The sequence below is a fragment of the Mesorhizobium sp. NPDC059054 genome (assembly GCF_042739215.1).
Taxonomy (GTDB): domain Bacteria; phylum Pseudomonadota; class Alphaproteobacteria; order Rhizobiales; family Rhizobiaceae; genus Mesorhizobium.
The window spans coordinates 122,344-138,260 of sequence record NZ_JBHYHV010000001.1; the positions used below are offsets into that span (position 1 = coordinate 122,344).

General features: G+C 59.6%; 15 protein-coding genes. 6 read left to right on the forward strand and 9 right to left on the reverse strand.

The features are described 5' to 3' along the window. Positions 1-10: 10 nt before the first annotated feature. Positions 11-1,042 (reverse strand): substrate-binding domain-containing protein, encoded by a 1,032-nt coding sequence (locus ACFWXH_RS00600; RefSeq protein ID WP_379116602.1) that lies wholly within the window; start codon positions 1,040-1,042, stop codon positions 11-13. 345 nt (positions 1,043-1,387) lie between these two features. Between ACFWXH_RS00600 and ACFWXH_RS00605 the strand changes: the two genes are divergently transcribed. The 5 genes from ACFWXH_RS00605 to ACFWXH_RS00625 all read left to right on the forward strand — a co-directional run bounded on the left by ACFWXH_RS00605 (position 1,388) and on the right by ACFWXH_RS00625 (position 8,039). Further along, a complete protein-coding gene (locus ACFWXH_RS00605) occupies positions 1,388-2,746 on the forward strand; it encodes an ABC transporter substrate-binding protein (RefSeq protein WP_379116604.1) in 1,359 nt (452 codons plus the stop codon). A gap of 302 nt (positions 2,747-3,048) precedes the next feature. Next, positions 3,049-4,056 carry a carbohydrate ABC transporter permease gene (locus ACFWXH_RS00610; protein ID WP_379116606.1) on the forward strand — a complete coding sequence of 336 codons (1,008 nt, stop codon included), beginning with the start codon at positions 3,049-3,051 and terminating at the stop codon, positions 4,054-4,056. Between the two features lies 1 nt (position 4,057). Then, positions 4,058-5,224: a carbohydrate ABC transporter permease gene (locus ACFWXH_RS00615; RefSeq protein ID WP_379116608.1), complete on the forward strand. Its 1,167-nt coding sequence runs from the start codon at positions 4,058-4,060 to the stop codon at positions 5,222-5,224. Then, on the forward strand, positions 5,224-6,891 hold the full coding sequence (locus tag ACFWXH_RS00620; RefSeq protein WP_379116610.1) for an alpha-glucosidase: 1,668 nt from the start codon (positions 5,224-5,226) through the stop codon (positions 6,889-6,891). The genes ACFWXH_RS00615 and ACFWXH_RS00620 overlap by 1 nt, the downstream gene beginning before the upstream one ends. A 26-nt stretch (positions 6,892-6,917) precedes the next feature. Next, a complete protein-coding gene (locus ACFWXH_RS00625) occupies positions 6,918-8,039 on the forward strand; it encodes an ABC transporter ATP-binding protein (protein WP_379116612.1) in 1,122 nt (373 codons plus the stop codon). Positions 8,040-8,120: 81 nt separating this feature from the next. Here the strand turns inward: ACFWXH_RS00625 and ACFWXH_RS00630 are convergent, their stop codons facing one another. The 5 genes from ACFWXH_RS00630 to ACFWXH_RS00650 all read right to left on the reverse strand — a co-directional run bounded on the left by ACFWXH_RS00630 (position 8,121) and on the right by ACFWXH_RS00650 (position 10,855). Further along, complete coding sequence (locus ACFWXH_RS00630) at positions 8,121-8,771, reverse strand: dihydrofolate reductase family protein (RefSeq protein WP_379116614.1); 651 nt, start codon at positions 8,769-8,771, stop codon at positions 8,121-8,123. A 189-nt stretch (positions 8,772-8,960) separates the two neighbouring features. Beyond that, a complete protein-coding gene (locus ACFWXH_RS00635) occupies positions 8,961-9,209 on the reverse strand; it encodes a DUF680 domain-containing protein (protein ID WP_054309321.1) in 249 nt (82 codons plus the stop codon). 464 nt (positions 9,210-9,673) lie between these two features. Further along, positions 9,674-9,877, reverse strand: a complete 204-nt coding sequence (locus ACFWXH_RS00640; protein WP_054309320.1) for a DUF680 domain-containing protein — start codon at positions 9,875-9,877, stop codon at positions 9,674-9,676. Between the two features lie 46 nt (positions 9,878-9,923). Next, the gene (locus ACFWXH_RS00645; protein ID WP_054309319.1) at positions 9,924-10,136 is read right to left on the reverse strand and encodes a hypothetical protein; all 213 of its coding nucleotides are present in this window, start codon (positions 10,134-10,136) and stop codon (positions 9,924-9,926) included. 494 nt (positions 10,137-10,630) lie between these two features. Further along, entirely contained in the window at positions 10,631-10,855 is a 225-nt protein-coding gene (locus tag ACFWXH_RS00650) for a DUF680 domain-containing protein (RefSeq protein ID WP_054309318.1), read from the reverse strand. 481 nt (positions 10,856-11,336) lie between these two features. Between ACFWXH_RS00650 and ACFWXH_RS00655 the strand changes: the two genes are divergently transcribed. After that, positions 11,337-12,785: an aldehyde dehydrogenase family protein gene (locus tag ACFWXH_RS00655; RefSeq protein ID WP_054309317.1), complete on the forward strand. Its 1,449-nt coding sequence runs from the start codon at positions 11,337-11,339 to the stop codon at positions 12,783-12,785. Positions 12,786-12,936: 151 nt separating this feature from the next. Here the strand turns inward: ACFWXH_RS00655 and ACFWXH_RS00660 are convergent, their stop codons facing one another. From ACFWXH_RS00660 to ACFWXH_RS00670, 3 genes are all read right to left on the reverse strand, one after another. Continuing rightward, positions 12,937-13,647: an MBL fold metallo-hydrolase gene (locus ACFWXH_RS00660; protein ID WP_379116617.1), complete on the reverse strand. Its 711-nt coding sequence runs from the start codon at positions 13,645-13,647 to the stop codon at positions 12,937-12,939. A 10-nt stretch (positions 13,648-13,657) separates the two neighbouring features. Then, entirely contained in the window at positions 13,658-14,824 is a 1,167-nt protein-coding gene (locus ACFWXH_RS00665) for a diphosphate--fructose-6-phosphate 1-phosphotransferase (RefSeq protein WP_379116619.1), read from the reverse strand. A 172-nt stretch (positions 14,825-14,996) separates the two neighbouring features. Beyond that, entirely contained in the window at positions 14,997-15,794 is a 798-nt protein-coding gene (locus tag ACFWXH_RS00670; protein ID WP_054309314.1) for a L,D-transpeptidase, read from the reverse strand. Positions 15,795-15,917: the final 123 nt, after the last annotated feature.

Consider the following 15,917-nt stretch of genomic DNA (forward strand, 5'->3'; position numbering starts at 1 on the left):
AATTCTCAAATCACAAGCCGGTCGTTGGTGCGCCAGCGATCGAGCCCCTGACGACAAGGTCGACCGGCCAAACCTCACCGCGCGCGCCATCCTCCAGGCCTGACAGCCGTGCAATCAGCCGTTCCGCTATCCTGGCGCCGGCAGCGCGAATAGAGGAGCGGGTGGTGGAAAGCGGGACTGAGAAGTTCTCAGGCTTCAGCCAGGGAAAGACGTCATCATGCGCAATCAGCGACAGGTCACCAGGAATGGTCAAGCCGAGTTCGCGTACCGCCCGCGCGACACCCAGGGACATGATGAGACTGGAGCACAGGATCGCTGTCGGCGCGGCTCCGCCCTCAAGCAGGCGTCGGGCCGCGCGATAGCCGTTCTCTTCGGTCATGGCAGTCGACCACACCTGATGGTCAGGCAAGACAAGCCCGCTGCCGGACAAGGCCCGCCGCACGCCGCGCTCACGGTGGATGGCGAAGGTCTCCCGGTCTTCGCCGTTGATCAACGCGATGCGATGGTGGCCAAGCTGGATCAGCAGGCGCGTTGCTTCGTGGAAGGCGCCTTCATTGTCGATGTCGAGGTAGGGGTAATCGAAATCGAAACCGTCGCTTCGCCCGTGCACGATGAAGGGCAGGCCAAGCGTGTCGAGCAAGGCAACCCGGCTGTCCTGCGGGCGCGGCGAGGAAACATAGACGGCGTCTACCTGCTTGTTGGCGACGAGGCGCCGATACGTGGTCTCCTGGTCCTCCGCGTCTGCAGGGGACAGCACAAGATCGAGCTCATGCGCGCGGGCATAATCACCCAGCCCCGACAGGAATTCGACGAAATGCGGATCGATGTCCACGGCCGATCCTGTCGGCAGCACGTAGCCGATCATGCCGGTCTTGCCCGTGGCCAGCCGGCGTGCGGAAGGGTTGGGACGATAGCCATGGCGCTTGGCGGCGTCGACGACACGTCGCCGCGTTTCCTCATTGACCTCGGGATAGCCGTTCAGCGCGCGGCTCACCGTGGTTTGAGAGAGTTGCAGCATTTGCGACAGCTGCTTGAGGTTCAATTGCGCCTCCCAAAGCGCTTGGAGAGCTGTCTCAGCCTTGATCGCCAAGTCGATCGAGAAAGATTATATTAGGTCCAAGTGATGTCGCTTTGAAGCAAATTTGCTGCTGCAATGCCGAAAAACGATGCTGCATTGCGATTTTCACGGCATGTTTCAATCATTTAAATCGATTAATTGGGTGTGCACTTGACTCTTTTCGGATTCGATGGCGAGATAAAGCAAGCCAAAGCGCTTTGAACACCCGTTTCGGAAGGTTGCAGACACTTCCGTGCTCGGGCACAGTCAGGTGACGTCGGCGGCGGAATGGAGGTTCCGTCGGTATCCGATCCAGAGGGAGGATTGCAGATGAAGAAGCTTTTGTTGCTGGGCACGGCGTTTGCTGCGCTGGCCCTGGCTGCGCCTGCGCAGGCCGCTGAGCTGAAATTCAAGCCCGGCGAGGATTCCAAATTCAACTGGGCCAACTACGACGACCTGAAGAAGGTTGATCTCAAGGGCGAGACGCTGACCATCTTCGGTCCATGGCGCGGTCCGGACGAGACGCAGTTCCAGTCCGTCCTGGATTATTTCCGCGAGGCGACCGGGGCTACCGTCAACTATTCTTCCTCGGAAAACTACGAACAGCAGATCGTTATCGACACGCAGGCTGGTAGCCCACCGAATGTCGCCATCCTTCCGCAGCCGGGCCTTATCCAGGACCTCGCCTCGAAAGGCATGCTGACGCCGCTCGATGATGCTACGGCCGCCTTTGTGAAAGATAATTACGGCGCTGGCCAAAGCTGGGTCGATCTGGGCACTTACAAGGACAAGGACGGCACCGCGAAATTTTTCGCCTACCCTTGGAAGCAAGACCTGAAATCGATGGTCTGGTACGTGCCGGAGAATTTCGAGGAGAACGACTATAAGGTTCCCGAGACCTGGGAGGACATGATGAAGTTGTCCGACCAGATCATCGCAGACGGTGGTGTGCCATGGTGCATCGGTCTTGGCTCTGGCGGTGCCACCGGCTGGCCGGCGACCGACTGGGTCGAAGACATCATGCTGCGCACGGTCAAGCCCGACGTCTATGTCAAATGGACGAAGAACGAGATTCCGTTCACCGATCCGCAGGTCGTGAATGCATTGAAGGTCTTCAACGACATCGTGCAGAATCCGAAGATGGTGGACGGCGGCACCGCCGCGGTCGCTGCGACCGATTTCCGTGACGCGGCCAAGGGTCTCTTCGGCGCGCCGCCGAAATGCTACATGCATCGCATGGCCTCGTTCATCCCGTCCTTCTTCCCGGAAGGCACAAAGCTCGGTGAGGATGCGGACTTTTTCTACCTGCCGCCAATGGCTGCCCATGCAGACCTTGGCAAGCCGGTGCTGGGTGCGGGCACTTTCGCGATGGTCACGAAGGACTCAAAGGCTGCCCGTGCCTTTATCGACTTCCTGAAGATGCCGCTGTCGCACGAAATCTGGATGGCGCAATCCGGCTTCCTGTCCGCGTTGAAGACGACAAAACCGGAAGCCTATGCCAACGATATTCTGCGACGCGAAGGCGAGGTGCTTCTCAACGCTTCGACGTTCGGTTTCGACGGGTCGGACCTGATGCCTGGCAAGATCGGCGCCGGTGCTTTCTGGACCGGCATGATCGACATGGTCGGCGGCAAGGCGCCGGATGCAGTCGCGGCCGATATCCAGAAGAGCTGGGACGGCATCAAGTAGGAAATCCCGAGCATGGTCCCGGAAAGTTGCAGACCTTTCGGGCAATGAGGGCGGCATCCGCCGCCCATCATGCAGCAAACAAAAGAGTACGGCCTCCCAAGGCACGCCGGTCCGGGCAAACAGGCCCCGGATCGGCCTGGGGAAACCGGAGGCCGGGAAAAGGGTAGTTCGGAACCATCAGGTGGCGCGCCTGCGCTACCCGGTTGGAGTTTGCCGTCAACTTCGCGTCTCGATGCAGTCCCCAACCGAAGTTCAAGGCAGGTTCGAGTGCAGTCATAGATCCGCAGCGAGGGGAGGAACCCATGGCGGCCCAGATCTTTTCGGCCATTCTTGTCATTCTGATCGGTGTCGGCGGCTGTGTCGCCTATTTCTGGGGCGCCAACAAATTTGTCGATCTTATCTTTCCCTCGCGAGGCGTCAGTGGCCAGGCGGCAATCGACAATCTGCGCCGGCAAGGATTGATCCGGCCCTGGTTGTTCATCGGCCCCGCGCTGATCCTTCTGGTTGTCTATCTCATCTATCCGGTCGTCAGCACCATTATCACCTCGTTTCAGGACAAATCGGGCCACGGGTTCGTCGGTCTCGCGAACTATCAATGGGCGCTCGGAGACGGACAGTTCCGGAATTCGATCTTCAACAACCTGCTTTGGCTGCTGGTCGTGCCGGCCGCCTGTACGTTCCTCGGCCTTGTCATCGCTGTGCTCACGGACAAGATCTGGTGGGGAACCATCGCCAAATCGCTGATCTTTCTGCCGCTCGCCATTTCCTTTGTCGGGGCAAGCGTTATCTGGAAATTCATCTATGAATACCGTGGCGAAGGGCAGGTGCAGATCGGTGTGCTCAACGCCATCGTGCGGTGGTTCGGCGGTGACCCGCAGGTATGGATTTCCATGCCCTTCTGGAACAACTTCTTCCTGATGATCATCTTGATCTGGATTCAGACCGGCTTCGCCATGGTCATCCTGTCCTCGGCGTTGCGCGGCATTCCCGAGGAGACCATCGAGGCAGCCGTCATCGATGGCGCTAACCCTTTCCAGATATTCTGGAAGATCATGATCCCGCAGATATGGGGCACGATCATCGTGGTGTGGACGACCATTACCATTCTGGTGCTCAAGGTCTTCGACATCGTGCTGACCATGACCAACGGCCAGTGGAATAGCCAGGTGCTCGCCAATCTTATGTTTGACTGGATGTTCCGGGGCGGCGGCGATTTCGGCAAGGGCGCGACAATAGCCGTCATCATCATGATTGCCGTTCTTCCGATCATGATCTGGAACATTCGTCAGGCAAACAGGGAGGGCTTATGAGATGGCGCAGGCAAGCGGCAAATCGGCAGGTAGGTCCCCATTGGGCAAATGGGCAGTCCACATCGCGGCGCTGCTTTTTGTGCTGGTCTGGACGATTCCTACGCTGGGCATTCTCGTCACGTCCCTGCGCGACAAAGACCAGATCGTCGGCTCGGGCTGGTGGGCCTCCTTCTTCAGCTCCACGCAGGTCCAGCAGGTACGCCTGGCCGAGCCAGACAAACAAATCGAGAAGGACGGCAAGTTCGTCATCGAAGGCAATGTCTTTGAAAATCCGGGTACCAGCCAGATTTCGGCCTTCGGTGCTCGTGCCCAGGAGCCGACCAAGTTCCAGGTTGGAACAACGGCCGACCTCGGCGAGGGCGAAACACTGCAGATCAATGCCGATGGCAGCTATGTGCAGTCCTCCACCAAGAAATTCGAGGGATCGCGCGGCCAGCGTGTTTACTTCTCATCGACCGTCCCGCCAAGGTTCACCACCGAGAACTATGGCAACGTGCTGACATCCGAGGGGGTCGGCCGTTCTTTCCTGAATTCGCTGACGGTGACCATTCCCGCAACGATCATCCCGATCATGATTGCCGCTTTCGCTGCTTATGCACTGGCCTGGATGCGGTTTCCGGGACGTGCGCTTCTGATTGCGGTCATCATCGGTCTTTTGGTGGTGCCACTGCAGATGGCACTTATCCCGCTGCTTGAAATGTACAATGGCGTCGGCAATCTGTTCGGTGTTCCGTCCAAGACCTATCTCGGCATCTGGCTGGCGCATACGGGTTTCGGCCTGCCTTTTGCCATCTACCTGCTCAGGAGCTACATCGCGGGTCTGCCACGCGAAATCATGGAATCGGCCCGCATAGACGGGGCCAGCGACTTCGAGATCTTCATGAAGATCGTGTTGCCGCTGTCCTTCCCCGTGCTGGCCTCCTTCGCCATCTTCCAATTCCTGTGGGTATGGAACGATCTGCTGGTGGCGATGGTTTTCTTGGGGACAGGTGCCAACGAATTGGTGCTGACGGGCAAGCTCAACGCGTTGTTGGGTTCGCGCGGCGGCGATTGGGACATCCTGACGACGTCCGCTTTCATCACGATCATCCTGCCGCTGATCGTGTTCTTCTCGCTGCAGCGCTACTTCGTGCGTGGCCTGCTGGCGGGTTCAGTCAAAGGAGGTTGATGGTGAAGCAAGCAGTGCAGCGCAAGGCCGAGGCAGCCATGCCGGCAGCCGATCGTGACTGGTGGCGCGGCGCGGTGATCTATCAGATCTACCCGCGCTCCTACCAGGACACGAACGGCGACGGCATAGGCGATCTCAAGGGCATCACTGCCCGGCTCGGCTATATCGCTTCACTGGGGGTCGACGCCATCTGGATATCACCCTTCTTCAAGTCCCCGATGAAAGACTTCGGCTATGACGTCAGCGACTATTGCGACGTCGATCCGATGTTCGGCTCATTGGCGGATTTCGATGTGCTGGTGGCCGAGGCACATCGGCTCGGCCTCAAGGTCATGATCGACGAGGTGCTGTCGCACACCGCCGATATCCATCCCTGGTTCGCCGAAAGCCGGTCCAGCCGCAACAATCCGAAAGCCGACTGGTACGTGTGGGCCGACGCCAGGCCCGACGGCACCCCGCCCAACAACTGGCTGTCGATCTTCGGCGGTTCGGCCTGGCAATGGGATACCCGCCGCCAGCAGTATTACATGCACAATTTCCTGTCCGAGCAGCCTGACCTGAACTTCCACAACCAGGAGGTCCAGAACGCGCTGCTCGACGTCACTCGCTTCTGGCTGGAGCGTGGCGTCGATGGTTTCCGTCTCGACACCATCAACTTCTACTTCCACAGCGAAGGCTTGGAGAACAATCCGGCGCTGCCGCCGGAAGAGCGCAACGACCAGACCGCCCCGTCGGTCAATCCCTACAATTACCAGGACCACATCTACGACAAGAGCCGGCCTGAAAACCTCGGCTTTCTCGAGCGGTTCCGTGCGCTGCTGGATGAATATCCCGCCGCGGCGGCCGTCGGTGAAGTGGGCGATTCCCAGCGCGGACTGGAGGTCGTCGCCGCCTACACCGCCGGCGGCAAGCGTGTGCACATGTGCTATTCCTTCGATTTCCTGGCGCCGGAAAAGATCAGCGCCGCCAGGGTGCGCGCTGTGCTGGAGGCGTTCGGCCGCGTCGCCAGCGACGGCTGGTCGTGCTGGGCCTTCTCCAACCACGATGTGGTGCGCCATGCCTCGCGCTGGGCTGCCGGCGAGACCGATCCGGCTGCCTATCTCAAGGTTGTATCGGCGTTGCTTCTGTCGCTGCGCGGTTCCGCCTGCATCTATCAGGGCGAAGAACTCGGCCTCGGTGAGGCCAACCTTGCCTTCGAGGATCTGCAGGATCCTTATGGCATCCGTTTCTGGCCGGAATTCAAGGGCCGCGACGGCTGCCGCACGCCGATGGTGTGGGAAGCAGCGTCGCCCCATGGTGGCTTCTCGAGTGCCAGGCCGTGGCTGCCCGTGCCGGGCGAACATCTGTCCAAGGCAGTCAACGTGCAGGAGAGCGACAGCACGTCGCTGCTCCAGCATTATCGACGCTTCCTTGCCTTCCGCCGCGCCCATCCCGCGCTGGTGAAGGGAGATATCGAGTTCGTGCAGGGACAGGGCGATGTCGTCGTCTTCTCACGCCAGGAGGGCAATGAGCGCATCGTCTGCGCCTTCAATCTCGGCAGCAGCATCACCGAGGTAGACCTCGGCGGCGGCTTGCAACCTTTGGCAGGACATGGTTTTTCATCGCAGTCGGGGACCGGCAAGCTTCGCCTTGGCGGTTATGGAGCCTGGTTCGGGCGTCTCGCCTGAGCCAATAAAATAAACGGGAGAAAACAATGGCCGATCTGACCCTCAGGCAAGTGAAGAAATCCTACGGCAACATCCACATTCTTCACGGCATCGACCTCGACATCAAATCGGGCGAATTCATCGTCTTTGTCGGCCCCTCCGGTTGTGGCAAGTCCACCCTGTTGCGTTCCATCGCCGGTCTTGAGGAAATCACTTCGGGCGATCTCAACATCGCCGGCGAGCGGGTGAACGACGTGCCACCATCGAAGCGCGGTATCGCCATGGTGTTCCAATCCTATGCGCTCTATCCGCATATGACGGTCTACGACAACATGGCTTTCGGCATGAAGATCGCCGGCGAGAAGAAGGAAGAGATCGATCGCCGCGTCAAACAGGCCGCCGAGATCCTGCAGCTCACCAAATATCTCGACCGTCTGCCCAAGGCGATGTCGGGTGGTCAGCGCCAGCGCGTCGCCATCGGCCGCGCCATCGTACGCAACCCCAAGGTTTTCCTGTTCGACGAGCCGCTGTCGAACCTCGACGCGGCGCTTCGCGTCGCCACCCGCATCGAGATCGCCAAGCTGAAGGAATCGATGCCGAACACCACCATGATCTACGTTACCCACGACCAGGTCGAGGCGATGACACTGGCCGACCGCATTGTGGTGCTGAAGGATGGTCATATCGAGCAGGTCGGCACGCCGATGGAACTTTACAAGCGACCGGGCAACTTGTTCGTCGCCCAGTTCATCGGCTCGCCGGCCATGAACATCCTGGCGGGCACGATCGAGCGGGCCGGTGCACCGACGGCGGTGAGACTGCCCGGCGGAGTTGTGGCTCATGCTCCCATTCAGACACCTGAAAAGGCTGCGGGCACGAGCATCAGCTTCGGGGTCAGGCCTGAAGACCTTCACATCGCCACCGACGCAGAAGGCGGTGCGCTGTTTGAAGGCACGGTCGACTACATCGAGCAGCTTGGCGAGGTGCAACTCGTTTATCTCGATATCGGTCGCGGCGACGACCAGCCGCTGGTGACCAAGTTGCCGGGCAATCTGGAAATCAAGCGCGGCGCTGTTCTCAAGCTGACCGCGAGCCCAGAGGACCTGCATATCTTTGACGAGAGCGGTCGCTCCTTCGCCCACTACGAGGCCGAAGCCAAGGCAGCCTGACGTCTGATCAGGTTCGGCACAATTGATAAGAGGGCCGCGAGGCCCTCTTTGTTTTCGTTTGATCGACCGGGCTGACGGGCGTCAGATACCCTCACGCACGATGGTCAGGTGTGTCGCCTTCTGGGTCGGCACACGGTCGGTGATCCGATAGCCGAGTGCGGCAAGATCGATATCCGAAAACAGGTTCTCGCCGGAGCCCAACAGGAAGGGCGAGACGGCCAGATGCAGGTCGTCGACCAGCCGCGCCTTCAGATATTGTTTCAGCGTCTCGACGCCGCCGCCGACGCGGACATCCTTGCCCGCAGCGGCCTGCCTGGCCTGCGCCAGCGCGTCTTCGATGCCGCCGGTGACGAAATGGAAGGTGGTGCCGCCTTCCATGCTGATCGGCGCACGGGCATGGTGCGTCAGCACGAAGACCGGTACGTGATAGGGTGGGTTGTCGCCCCACCAGCCTTTCCAGCTCTCATCTGGCCAGGGTCCGCGCACCGGTCCGAACATATTGCGGCCCAGAATCCACGCGCCGAGATTGTCGAAGCTGCGCGCGGCGAATTCCTCATCGACATCTTTCAATCCGCCCTCCTGGCCGAGCATGGTCTTGAAGGTATGTGTTTCGAAAAACCACTCATGCAATTTCTCTCCGTTTTCGCCGAGCGGGTTTTCAAGGCTCTGGTTCGGCCCGGCGCCAAAACCATCTTGCGAAATCGAGAATGCGCGAACCACCAGCTTGGACATCTCAGGCTCCTATAAACCAATTGCGATATGCAACCGGTATACAGAATCTGATTGCATAATGCAACTGGTCATGAAGGTGGTTTTTCACGATGGGTATAATCCAGCTGCAGGCGGGGCAGTTTGCTGGCGACACCAAAACGAAAAGCGGCGGGCAAGCCCACCGCTTTTTGCATTCTAGATGAGGCCGCTTCAGCGGCTGCCGAAATGGTCGGCCCGATAATCGATGGCAGCCTGGTCAGCCTTGTCGGCGGAGGTTGCCTTGCCGCCGTCGAGCCACTGCAGCGCAGCGCTGTGCGTGGCAATTGAAGCGGTATGCCCCGTGTCGACGGTCGTCGCATGCGGGTTGGAACCGGCATAGGGATCAAAATTGTCGCTGCCGGCAAAAGCGGCGCCAGAGGCAACCAAAAGGGCAGCAGCGGTAAGAGCAAGGGTTTTCATTTTTAAACTCCAACGTTCGGTTTTTCCGTCCGTCAGCGGCGTGTTTCTTGGGAGGTAATCGCGTCGTTCGGACAAGACAGAAATGGGAATGGCCGACCAAAGGTTCCAATCACAAGAATGTTCATCGCGATGCCCGGATTGTCCCTTGAAATCGTCCGTAGGTGTCATTTTGGTCGAATAAAACTTTTATTTTCATGCACATAGAGCAGAATGTCGTTTCTGCGTGGTGGCGGCGTCTATCCGATGTTCAGGACGCTTGAACGGACAGTTGCCTGATGGTGAACGCATGCAGAATGATCAGGGCCTTTCATTGCCGTGGCATTGTTCGTCAAGATCGCGCTTTCGCCAGGCATTTTGAGGAGGCCGGCAAAAGCCGCGATCCGCACAAGCAAAAAAGCGGTGGGCAAGCCCACCGCTTTTGGTACCGGCTGTCGGTGCGAGCCGACAGCTTGGTCAGCTCTGAATTAGCTGTTGCCGCCCAGGCGCGGAGCACCGTCGGTGATGGTCTTCGCGGTTTCCTGCGAGGAAGCCGAACCGTTCTTGATCGAAGCAGTGTAGGAGCTATCGACGTTCGAATAGGTGAAGTTCGAGCCATAGTGATCGCTACCAGCGAAAGCAGTGCCAGCGGCAACCAGGAGGGCGGCGGCGGTGAGAGCGATGGTCTTCATTTTCGTATCTCCAAATTTTGCAATGAGTTTGTCTGTCGGTCGATGATTAGCTGTTGCCACCCAGGCGCGGAGCGCCGTCGGTGATCGGCTTCACAGTGGAAACGGCGTCGTGCTTGACTGCATCGGACTTGACCGACGCGGTGTAGGAGCTGTCGACGTTCGAATAGGTGAAGTTCGAGCCGTAGTGGTCGCTACCGTTGGCAAAAGCAGAACCGGCGGCAACGAGGAGGGCAGCAGCAGTAAGAGCAATGGTCTTCATTTTCGTACTCCAAATTTCTTTTTCCGTCCGTCAAGCGGCGTGGTCTCTTGGGAGGCAATCTCGTCGTTCGGACCACACAGAAATGGGAATGCCGTGCGAAAGGTTCCAATCACGAGAATGTTTATCTGCTATGCAAAAATGGTTCTTGAAGTTTGATTTTGATGACACATGCGTTTGTAAAAAGACTTGTTTTTCAGTAGCTTAATTGTGTCGTTGCAGACTGGTATCAAAAACCATACTGAACCATCGTTCAGTAGACTCTGAACGGATTGTCTCTATTCAGTGAACGAGATTGCTGTTTTTGACGTGAAAAAGTTGACGTCACGGAGAGGGATAAGAGGCCATCATCCCTGAAGCTGAACGGACACCGCGCCGGCATGACGGTGTCGGTCGGCCGTGCGGAGAATTTTGTGGTGAGGCAAAACGAAAAAAAGCGGTGGGCAAGCCCACCGCTTTTTCTGTGCCGGCCATGCCGGCAGGCATATCAGCTATGATTAGCTGTTGCCGCCGAGACGCGGGGCGCCATCGGTGATCGGCTTGATCACGGTGTTGCTGGCGTTGTGCGAGCCGCTATTCACCGAAGCGGTGTAGCCGCTGTCGACGGTCGAACCAACAGCCTGCGGGTTCGAGCCGGCATAGGCGTCGAAGTTGTCGCTGCCCGCGAAAGCCGAACCAGCGGCAACCAGGAGAGCAGCAGTAGCAAGAGCAATCTTTTTCATTTTCGTACTCCGAATTTCAATGTCTGTCCGTCATGCGGCGTGTTCTTGGGAGGAATTCGCGTCGTTCGGACAGGGCATATCTGGGAGTGCCCCAAACGAGTTTCCAATCACGAAAATGTGCCGATTGGACCATGGAAACGATCCTTGAAACTCCGAAGCAGAGCGCTACCTTCTGGATTTATCTTAATAATTACAAATAGATAGCAGATTGGGCATCTGGCCGATATGCAAAAGCATACTAAGCCGGCGTTCATGACGTCGTATACGCATCGTCAACTGATGGCGCCCAAAAACTGCTTAAAAGCAGACTTGAAAGCCTGTTTCTTATCTCATCCTCTGGCATCACGCAGGCTCCACGCTGAGGCTTGAGTCAGGCCACAGGGCAAAGCTAGAACACTGCCGCAACGCTAAAAACCATGTCGGTTTCACGCCCGCGCTCGTCGGGCCGGCTGTTAGAACAGTCGCGAACAGGGAGAAGAGAATGCTGCGCAAGACGGATTTCTTCATCGACGGCAAGTGGGTCGCGCCGGTCGCGCCGAAGGAACTCGAAGTCATCAACCCAGCTGACGAGCAACCCTTTGCCGTCATCTCGCTGGGCTCCGCCGCCGATGTCGACAAGGCGGTCGCCGCCGCCCGCCGTGCTTTCGAAAGCTGGAGCCGCACCGGCCGCGAGGAACGCCTGGCAGCGCTGGAGCGCCTGCTTGCGTCCTATAACAAGCGGATGAACGATATGGCCAAGGCCATTTCGGATGAGATGGGCGCGCCGATCAAACTGGCACTCGAAGCCCAGGCTGCCTGCGGTGCCGGCCATATCAAGGCCTTCATCCGCACCCTGAAGGACTTCCATTTCGAAACGCCGCTCAGCGAGCGCAACAAGCAAGAGCATATCGTCTACGAGCCGATCGGCGTCTGCGGTCTGATCACGCCGTGGAATTGGCCGATGAACCAGGTGACGTTGAAGGTAGTGCCGGCGATCGCCGCCGGATGCACGGTGGTGTTGAAGCCGTCCGAGATCGCGCCGGTCTCGTCCATTGTCTTCGCCGAGATGATGGAAGATGCCGGCTTCCCGGCCGGTGTGTTCAATATGGTCAATGGCGATGGCCCGACGGTCGGCGAAGCGCTGTCGCGCCATCCCGGTATCGACATGATGTCTTTCACCGGCTCCACGCGCGCCGGCATCGCGGTGGCAAAGTCTTCCGCCGATGGCATCAAGCGTGTCGCTCTGGAACTTGGCGGCAAGTCGCCCAACATCGTCTTTGCCGACTCGGACCTGCCGGATGCGATCGCCCGCGGTCTGGCGCACTGCTTCGAAAACACCGGTCAGTCCTGCAACGCCCCGACCCGCATGCTCGTCGAACGCCCGGTCTATGACCGCGCCGTCAGCCTGGCTGCGGATTATGCCGCCACTGTCAAGGTCGGCAACCCGGCCGAGGATGGCGACCATATCGGTCCGCTTTCTTCGGAGGTGCAGTTCAACAAGGTGCAGAGCATGATCGAGGCCGGCATCAAGGAAGGTGCGCGCGTCGTTGCAGGTGGCCTCGGCCGTCCGGAGGGCTTCAACCGTGGCTACTATGTCCGCCCGACCGTCTTCGCCGACGTCAACAATGACATGACCATCGCCCGTGAAGAGATATTCGGGCCGGTTCTGGCGATGATCCCCTTCGATACCGAGGAGGATGCCATAGAGATCGCCAACGACACGCCTTATGGCCTGTCGGGTTATGTCCAGACGCAGGACAAGGCCAAGGCGCAGCGCGTGGCGCGCCGCATCCGAGCCGGGATGGTGCAGATCAACGGCGCCGACCGGCCCTATGGCAGCCCCTTCGGTGGTTACAAGGCCTCGGGCCTCGGCCGCGAAGGCGGCAAGTGGGGCCTTGAGGACTTCCTTGAAGTCAAGGCGATCTCCGGTTGGGACGAGCAGGTCGGTTGAGTTCGACCGGGTCGATTGAGCCACCGATCATCCCACTACAAATCAGCAAGAAAGGCGTCGCTCCGTGCGGCGCCTTTTTCTTGTAGCTAACGCGACGTCTGCACCACCCGAACCGTTGCTTGCCTCCATGGCCAGCCGCCAGCAGAGGGGCTCATCCTCTTCTCAGATAACCCTGCGCGATATCCTGCATCCGTTTACGATCGAAGCTCGGACCATGGCCGCCATGACCCATGCTGATCGGTAGGTCGAGCAGCCGTTGCATGGTGCGGCGATAGATAACGGGGTCGGAATCGGGCAGGTCGTCGAGTAGCGTGTCGTCATAGATTGCATCGCCGCTGAAGAAGAGACCGTCATGCTCGTCGAAAAGCGCGATCGAATCCGGCGAATGACCAGGCAGATGCAGAACCGTGAAACGCCGGTCGCCGAGATCCACGGTATCGCCTTCGTCCAGCACGCGTGTCAGCGCCGCCGGTTCGATGCGATAGTCTTCGAGACGCCAGCCGGGATACGGCAGGCGCGACACCGCGCCTTCCAGTTCGCGAAATTCTTGCGCATAGGTGGCGGTTTCGCCCATGCGGGCGAATTCAGCCGCACTTTGCGCAGGCCCGGCGCGCTCTGCAAACTCGTGCAGCGAGCCGACATGATCGAGATGAATATGGGTTGCGACCACCAGCAGTGGCTTGCCCACGGGCATGTCTATCTCCGGCGTCAGTGGGCAGATGCCCATGCCGGTATCGACCAGCAGGTCGACATCGCGCCCTTTGAGGTGCCAGATGTTGGCGCTCATATAGGGGTGCACGAAGGGCTCGGTGATGAGCGTCAGCGCCGGGTCGAGCGCCCTCTTGCCGAACCAGCCTGTCATGTCGGCATCCTCACACGAATGGCTTGCCCACCTGGTATTTGGCCGGCACGAGCCGGTGCAGATAGGCGAGACCCGTCTCGGAAAGGCCGCTGGCGTCCTTGAGCATGAAATCGTCAGGCATATGCCTCGTCTTGGCGGCTACGCTGCTCAACGGCACTTTCCTGAACACTGTTTCGCGGCCGTCATATTGTAACGCCACGGAGCCGCCGCCCTCGGTAGCCACACCCACAGCAAAGGCGCCCGCGTCGAAGGCTTCCTGCGCGTCGACGGGGTTGATCGCGCCGATATAGCCGCGCGGCATATAGCCAAGCGCATCGACGCGGGCGCGCTTACCAGGCAGCTTCTCGGCCAGTGCCTGCTCGAATGCGCGGTTGAGGTCACTGCCGGACAGCTTGACGTTGCCATGCGCGTCGCGCTCGACCTTGTCGGAGCCGACGATGGTCTCGACCAGCGAGCGGCCATCCGCCGTCGAGACGCCTTCGGATACGGCGACGATGCAACGCTTGTGCTTGGCCATCGTCGCCTTTACGTCTTCGATGAAGCTGTCGACCGAGAAGGCACGTTCGGGCACATAGACAAGGTGCGGTCCGCTGTCTCCGTCCAGTCGCCAGGCAGCGGACGCCGCAGTGAGGAAACCGGCATGGCGGCCCATGACGATGCCGACATAGATGCCGGGCAGGGCGCGGAAATCGAGATCCACCGACAGGAAGGCGCCGGCAACGAATTCCGCCGCCGAGATGAAGCCCGGCGTGTGGTCGTTTTCGACGAGGTCGTTGTCGATGGTTTTCGGCGCATGCACGAAGGCGATCTTGCCGCCGGCGGCGTCGGTGAGGATCTGCTGTGTGCCGGAGGTGTCGTTGCCGCCGATATAGATGAAGGCATCGGCGCCGGCCTTTTGCAGGCCCTTCAGCACCAGTTCGCAATAGGCGGCATCCGGCTTGTCACGGGTGGAACCGAGTGCGGCCGAAGGGGTGCGGGCAATAAGCCTCAGCTGATCCTCACGCATGTCGCTGAGGTCGACATAGTCGCCGTCGCGAATACCGCGCACGCCGTGACGGGAGCCGAGCACGCGCGCACCGGGATGTGTCTTGCGGATTTCAAGGACCGCGCCGACCACCGTCTGGTTGATAACGGCGGTAGGGCCACCCCCCTGGGCGATGACGAAAGTTCCGGCCATCCTGCAATCCTCCCGATGCATGTGAGCCGGAATTTTCGCCTGTATTCCGGCCCGACGCAACGGGGAGTTTAATCGATTAGGGGAGTGAGTAGCGAATAGTGAGTAGTGAATGGTGAGGCGAAGGGAGCGGCTCTTCGACTACTCCCTATTCGCCACTCACTATTCCCTGTCCTTAAGCAACCACAATCGGCACCTTCGTCGGCGATGCCTTGACGCGGTTGTAGAGGTCGATGACGTCCTGGTTGATCATGCGGACGCAGCCCGACGAAGCCTGCGTGCCGATGGTCCACCATTCCGGCGAGCCGTGGACGCGATAGCCCGTGTCCTGATCGTCCTTGTAGATGTAATGCGCACGCGCTCCGAGCGGGTTGTCGAGACCACCGGGCTGGCCGCTTGCCCATTTCACCAGTTCGGGCTTGCGTGAGATCATCTCCCTGGGCGGCGTCCAGGTAGGCCATTCCTTTGTGTACTGGATGACCGCGCGGCCGCTCCATTCGAAGCCGGCCTTGCCGATGCCAACACCATAGCGGATCGCCTCGCCACCTTCCTGAACCCAGTAGAGATGACGCTCATTGAGCCTGACGACGATGGTGCCGGGCGCTTCGCCGGTCGGGTCGACAACGATCTGGCGACGAAATTCCGGCTTGACCTTCTGGAAAGGGATGGCCGGGATGACGAAGCCATTGTCGGTCAACGACGCGTACATCGCGCTGTTGTCGGTGATGTTCCTGTCGACGCTTATCGGCGGGATCGGGCGGATCGCGCCGGTCGACATGTCATCGAGCGGCGGCATGCCGTTCGACGGACCGATCGGCCCGAGCGATGGGATGTCGAGGGTCTGCGAGCAGCCTGAGGCGCCAAGCAGGGTCATGATGCCGAGGCCGGAAAGCACGGCGCGACGAGAGACGATGGTGTCGGATTCCGGGAAGGCGACGCCAGACGAAGGCGTCAGGTCTTGCGGCTTACGCATGCACACTTTACCCCATACGAACGGCTGGGATCACATGCCCGCCGGATGCACGGCATTTTCACGATTCATGGTTTAAAAAGCGTGAAACCCTTGTGAGCCCTGCTTTTGCAGCCTTCTGTCGGA

What these genes read in the sequence shown, in the direction of transcription:
- ACFWXH_RS00605 (WP_379116604.1), top strand. Translation starts at nt 1,388, where the DNA reads ATGAAGAAGCTTTTGTTGCTGGGCACGGCGTTTGCTGCGCTGGCCCTG.
- ACFWXH_RS00610 (WP_379116606.1), top strand. Translation starts at nt 3,049, where the DNA reads ATGGCGGCCCAGATCTTTTCGGCCATTCTTGTCATTCTGATCGGTGTC.
- ACFWXH_RS00615 (WP_379116608.1), top strand. Translation starts at nt 4,058, where the DNA reads ATGGCGCAGGCAAGCGGCAAATCGGCAGGTAGGTCCCCATTGGGCAAA.
- ACFWXH_RS00620 (WP_379116610.1), top strand. Translation starts at nt 5,224, where the DNA reads ATGGTGAAGCAAGCAGTGCAGCGCAAGGCCGAGGCAGCCATGCCGGCA.
- ACFWXH_RS00625 (WP_379116612.1), top strand. Translation starts at nt 6,918, where the DNA reads ATGGCCGATCTGACCCTCAGGCAAGTGAAGAAATCCTACGGCAACATC.
- ACFWXH_RS00630 (WP_379116614.1), bottom strand. Translation starts at nt 8,771, where the DNA reads ATGTCCAAGCTGGTGGTTCGCGCATTCTCGATTTCGCAAGATGGTTTT.
- ACFWXH_RS00635 (WP_054309321.1), bottom strand. Translation starts at nt 9,209, where the DNA reads ATGAAAACCCTTGCTCTTACCGCTGCTGCCCTTTTGGTTGCCTCTGGC.
- ACFWXH_RS00640 (WP_054309320.1), bottom strand. Translation starts at nt 9,877, where the DNA reads ATGAAGACCATCGCTCTCACCGCCGCCGCCCTCCTGGTTGCCGCTGGC.
- ACFWXH_RS00645 (WP_054309319.1), bottom strand. Translation starts at nt 10,136, where the DNA reads ATGAAGACCATTGCTCTTACTGCTGCTGCCCTCCTCGTTGCCGCCGGT.
- ACFWXH_RS00650 (WP_054309318.1), bottom strand. Translation starts at nt 10,855, where the DNA reads ATGAAAAAGATTGCTCTTGCTACTGCTGCTCTCCTGGTTGCCGCTGGT.
- ACFWXH_RS00655 (WP_054309317.1), top strand. Translation starts at nt 11,337, where the DNA reads ATGCTGCGCAAGACGGATTTCTTCATCGACGGCAAGTGGGTCGCGCCG.
- ACFWXH_RS00660 (WP_379116617.1), bottom strand. Translation starts at nt 13,647, where the DNA reads ATGACAGGCTGGTTCGGCAAGAGGGCGCTCGACCCGGCGCTGACGCTC.
- ACFWXH_RS00665 (WP_379116619.1), bottom strand. Translation starts at nt 14,824, where the DNA reads ATGGCCGGAACTTTCGTCATCGCCCAGGGGGGTGGCCCTACCGCCGTT.
- ACFWXH_RS00670 (WP_054309314.1), bottom strand. Translation starts at nt 15,794, where the DNA reads ATGCGTAAGCCGCAAGACCTGACGCCTTCGTCTGGCGTCGCCTTCCCG.